The following is a 4,624-nucleotide window of genomic DNA, read 5'->3' on the forward strand; positions in this document are numbered from 1 at the left end:
GAAGGCGCACTTGCCATCATGTATCTCGGCATGTTTCCGACCGGCATTGCCATGTTCCTGATTTTGCAACTGATTGCGGTGGCCGGGGCCAGCTTCCTTGTGTTTAACAATTATCTGGTGCCAGCCGTTGGTGTGGTGATCAGCTTTATCGTGCTGGGCGAAGTGCCCCAGCCCAATGCATTGATTGCCCTGGCGGTTATTCTGGGCGGGATTGCCGCATCACAGATGCGTTTTGGCCGCAAACCAAAGGATGTCGAAGGGCCGGTTTTGAAGTCTGATCCGATGACACCGGTGATGGAAGTTCCCAAAGGCGACAAATCGGGCGGGAAGTGACGGTTTTTTGTGCCGGAAAAACCGCGAATTTTCGCGAAATTTCGAACTTTATTGCCCAACCTTGCGCGATAGGATTTGTCAATATTGTTTGTGCGGGACAAACCTGATACTTTCCGCCTTTCTGGTCCGGCATGTGCCTTCAAATAGGTGTATGTCACGCCGATTGAATCATTTCTGATCAAGCGTTTAAGAGGTCACGGCCTTTGTCCACCAAAGAGACCAATCCCGAGAACCGCGATATCTTCCCGGTTTCCATCGAACAAGAAATGCGCCGCAGCTACCTCGATTACGCGATGAGCGTGATCGTCAGCCGCGCACTGCCTGACGTCCGAGACGGTTTGAAGCCGGTACATCGTCGTATTCTGTACGCCATGCACGAGAACGGGTTTGAATATAACAAACCGTTCCGCAAATCGGCCCGTGTGGTCGGGGACGTGATGGGTAAGTATCACCCGCACGGCGACAGCGCGATTTACGATGCCATGGTCCGTATGGCGCAGAATTTCTCCATGCGCCTGCAACTGATTGACGGGCAGGGCAACTTCGGGTCCATGGATGGCGACAAGGCCGCCGCCATGCGTTACACCGAGGCCCGCATGGCCAAGGCCGCGCACTTCCTTCTCGATGATATCGACAAGGATACGATTGATTTCCGCGATAACTATGACGAAACCACCAAGGAACCGTCTGTTATCCCGGCCCGTTTCCCGAACATGCTGGTCAATGGTGCCGGTGGTATTGCGGTTGGTATGGCAACCAACATTCCGCCGCACAACCTTGGCGAAGTCATTGATGGCTGCATGGCCTATGTCGATGATCCCAATATTTCCGTCGAAGGTCTGATGGAATTTGTCCATGGTCCGGATTTCCCGACCGGTGGCCTTATTCTTGGCCGTTCGGGCATCCATTCGGCATTCAAGACCGGTCGTGGTTCTGTCGTCATGCGGGCACGTACCCATGTCGAGGAAATCCGTGCCAACCGCGAAGCCATCATCGTGACCGAAGTTCCCTATCAGGTGAACAAGGCCACCCTGATGGAAAAGATCGCCGAACTGGTCCGTGACAAGAAGCTTGAAGGCATTTCCGATCTGCGTGACGAGTCCGACCGTTCGGGCGTTCGCATGGTGATCGAGCTTAAGCGTGATGCCAATGCCGATGTTGTCTTAAACCAGCTGTTCCGCTTTACAGCGCTTCAGACCTCGTTTGGTGTCAACATGCTGGCGCTGAACCGTGGCAAGCCGGAACTGATGAACCTGAAAGAAATCATTCAGGCCTTCGTCGAATTCCGCGAAGAAGTCATTACCCGCCGTACCATCCACCTTCTGAAAAAGGCGCGTGATCGTGCCCATGTCGTGGTTGGTCTGGGTATTGCGGTATCGAATATCGACGAAGTCATCAAACTGATCCGTAATGCAGCCGATCCGACTGTTGCGCGTGAACAGCTGATGGAACGTGATTGGGCGGCGGGCGATATTGTTCCGCTGATCGAACTGATTGCCGATCCGAACCAGGTTGGTTCAACTGATGGCATGTATCGCCTGTCCGAAGCACAGGCACGTGCGATCCTTGAGCTGCGTCTGCATCGCCTGACCGGTCTCGAACGCGACAAGATCGCGGGCGAATTGACCGAGCTGGGTGAGAAGATCAAGGACTTCCTTGATATCCTTGCCTCGCGTGAGCGCAAGCTGACGATCCTCAAGGATGAACTGACCGAAATGCGCAATGAATTCGCCGACCCGCGTCGTAGCGAAATTCAGGAAGCAGAATTCGAACATGACATCGAAGACCTGATTGCCCGTGAAGACATGGTCGTGACCGTGTCGCATAGCGGCTATATCCAGCGTGTTCCGCTGTCGACCTATCGCGCCCAGCGTCGCGGTGGTAAAGGCCGTTCGGGCATGGCAACCCGCGAGGAAGATTTCGTTTCCAAGCTGTTTGTTGCCAATACCCACACCCCGGTTCTGTTCTTCAGCTCCGAGGGGATGGTCTACAAGATGAAGGTCTGGCGCCTGCCAATGGGTACGCCGCAATCGCGCGGCAAGGCGCTTGTGAACCTGTTGCCGCTGTCAGAAGGCGAATATATCACCACGGTCCTGCCGCTTCCCGATGAGGAAGAATGGCCGAACCTGCATGTGATGTTTGCCACCTCGACCGGTAACGTCCGCCGTAACAGCCTTGCCGATTTCGTGAATGTGAAATCAAACGGCAAGATCGCCATGAAGCTTGAAGAAGAACGTGGTGACAAGCTGATCGCGGTTCAGACCTGTACCGATGATGACGACATTCTTCTGACAACCCGTCAGGGCAAGTGCATTCGTTTCCGTGTCGGTGACGTGCGCGTCTTTACCGGCCGTAATTCGGTCGGTGTGCGTGGCATCCGTCTGGCCGATCAGGACGAAGTCATCGCGATGTCGGTTCTGTTTGGCAACCATGTTTCGATGGAAGAGCGCGGTGAATACCTCTCGATCACCGGCAAGTTGCGTCGCGAGGAAATCACGGCTGATAACCTTCCGCTCGAACTGCTGTCCGAAGAACGCTATCAGGAAATTCTCAGTGGCGATCAGATGATCCTGTCGGTTACTGAAAACGGTTATGGCAAACGGACGTCTGCCTATGAATATCGTGTGACCGGCCGTGGTGGTCAGGGCTTTGCCAATATCGAGATGTCGGAACGTAACGGTAACGTCGCTGCGTCCTTCGTGATCGAAGAAGGCGACGAACTGATGATGGTCACCAATGGTGGCAAGGTCATCCGTATGCCGACCCATGACATCCGTATTGCCGGGCGTAAGACCCAGGGTGTGACGCTGTTCCGTACTGCCGAAGACGAACAGGTCGTCGCAGTCGAACGTCTGTCGAACCTTGGTGATGAAGATGATGAGATCATCGATGGCGAGGAAGGTGTGATCGAGGGTGCCGAAGGTGCCGTTGAAACCGCCGACCAGGCCCCGGAAGCATCTGATGAAGATGCGGCTGAGGCACCGGCATCTGATGAAGCGGACCGCGACGAATAACGGGAAGTTCGATGACTGAAACGTCTTCTACCGTATCGCGTATCGGGATTTATCCGGGCACCTTTGATCCGGTAACCCAGGGGCATATGGATATCATTCGTCGTGCGACCCGGATCGTCGATCAACTGATTGTCGGCGTTGCGATCAACGCCGGCAAAGGTCCGATGTTCGGGGTCGATGAACGCTGTGCACTGGTTGAAGGTGCGCTCAAGGCTGCGGGCGGTGAAGTTGCCGCCCGTACCTCAGTTAAGCCATTTTCATCGCTTCTGATGCAGTTTGCCCAGGAAAACGGATCCAGCACGATTATCCGTGGTCTTCGGGCGGTATCGGACTTTGAGTATGAATTCCAGATGGCCGGGATGAACGCCCGGCTGTCGCCGGAAGTTGAAACCGTCTTTTTGATGGCATCGGACAAACAACAGTTTGTCTCTTCGCGTTTCGTGAAGGAAATCGCCCGTCTGGGCGGGAATGTCACTGAATTTGTGCCGGCAAACGTGCTGAAACGGCTGCACGAAAAGCTGGCAGAAGAAAAGGAATAACGCAGGCCATGCGTCTTTTTCGTCTATTTTCAATTATCGCTCTCGTACTAGGATTTATCACCATGTCCAATGGAAACGACGCAGTCGCTCAGGATCTGGAAAACACGCTTTATCTTGACCTGAAAGATGGCCGCGTTGTGATCCAGCTTCGCCCGGATCTGGCACCGAACCATGTTGCCCGGATCAAGGAACTCACCCGTGAAGGCTTTTATGATGGGCTGAAATTCCATCGTGTGATCGAAGGTTTCATGGCGCAGACCGGTGACCCCAAAGGCAACGGAACCGGTGGTTCCGGCCAGAAACTTGATGCCGAGTTCTCGAATGAACGTCACGTTCGCGGCACCGTTTCCATGGCCCGTTCGGCCAACCCGAACAGTGCGGATTCCCAGTTCTTCATCGTCTTTGCCGATGCTCCGCATCTTGATGGCCAGTACACCATCTGGGGCGAAGTGACTGAGGGCATGGAATATGTCGATATGATCAAAAAGGGTGCGCCCTGGGCCAATGGCAGCGTTGCCGACCCGGATCAGATCGTCAAAATGCAGGTTGCTGCCGACGCGCAATAATCGCGATATTTGAACTATTGCAACCGAAAGCCGTCCCTTCATGGGGCGGCTTTCGCGTTTTTGGGGCTGAATGCGCAAAAAGAGCCAAAATATGGAAAACAGGTGTTGACCGATGCCGCCTGTGCCATTAAAACGCGCTTCACCAACCTTGAGGGCCCGTAGCTCAGTTGGT

Annotated in this window: 4 protein-coding genes; all 4 read left to right on the top strand. The window is 54.4% G+C overall.

What is annotated here, in order from left to right; all coding sequences use genetic code 11:
* A partial coding sequence (locus B3Z49_RS03510) for a DMT family transporter (RefSeq protein ID WP_296988268.1) occupies positions 1-333 on the top strand: 333 nt, incomplete at its 5' end.
* A 203-nt stretch (positions 334-536) separates the two neighbouring features.
* Positions 537-3,347: a DNA gyrase subunit A gene (gene gyrA / locus B3Z49_RS03515; RefSeq protein WP_008890702.1), complete on the top strand. Its 2,811-nt coding sequence runs from the start codon at positions 537-539 to the stop codon at positions 3,345-3,347.
* 11 nt (positions 3,348-3,358) lie between these two features.
* Positions 3,359-3,886, top strand: coding sequence for a pantetheine-phosphate adenylyltransferase (coaD, locus tag B3Z49_RS03520; RefSeq protein ID WP_008890703.1), 528 nt, complete (start codon positions 3,359-3,361; stop codon positions 3,884-3,886).
* A 62-nt stretch (positions 3,887-3,948) separates the two neighbouring features.
* Positions 3,949-4,452 carry a peptidylprolyl isomerase gene (locus B3Z49_RS03525; RefSeq protein WP_296988269.1) on the top strand — a complete coding sequence of 168 codons (504 nt, stop codon included), beginning with the start codon at positions 3,949-3,951 and terminating at the stop codon, positions 4,450-4,452.
* The last annotated feature ends 172 nt before the right edge of the window (positions 4,453-4,624 follow it).

The sequence above is a fragment of the Thalassospira sp. UBA1131 genome (genome assembly GCF_002311515.1).
Classification (GTDB): domain Bacteria; phylum Pseudomonadota; class Alphaproteobacteria; order Rhodospirillales; family Thalassospiraceae; genus Thalassospira.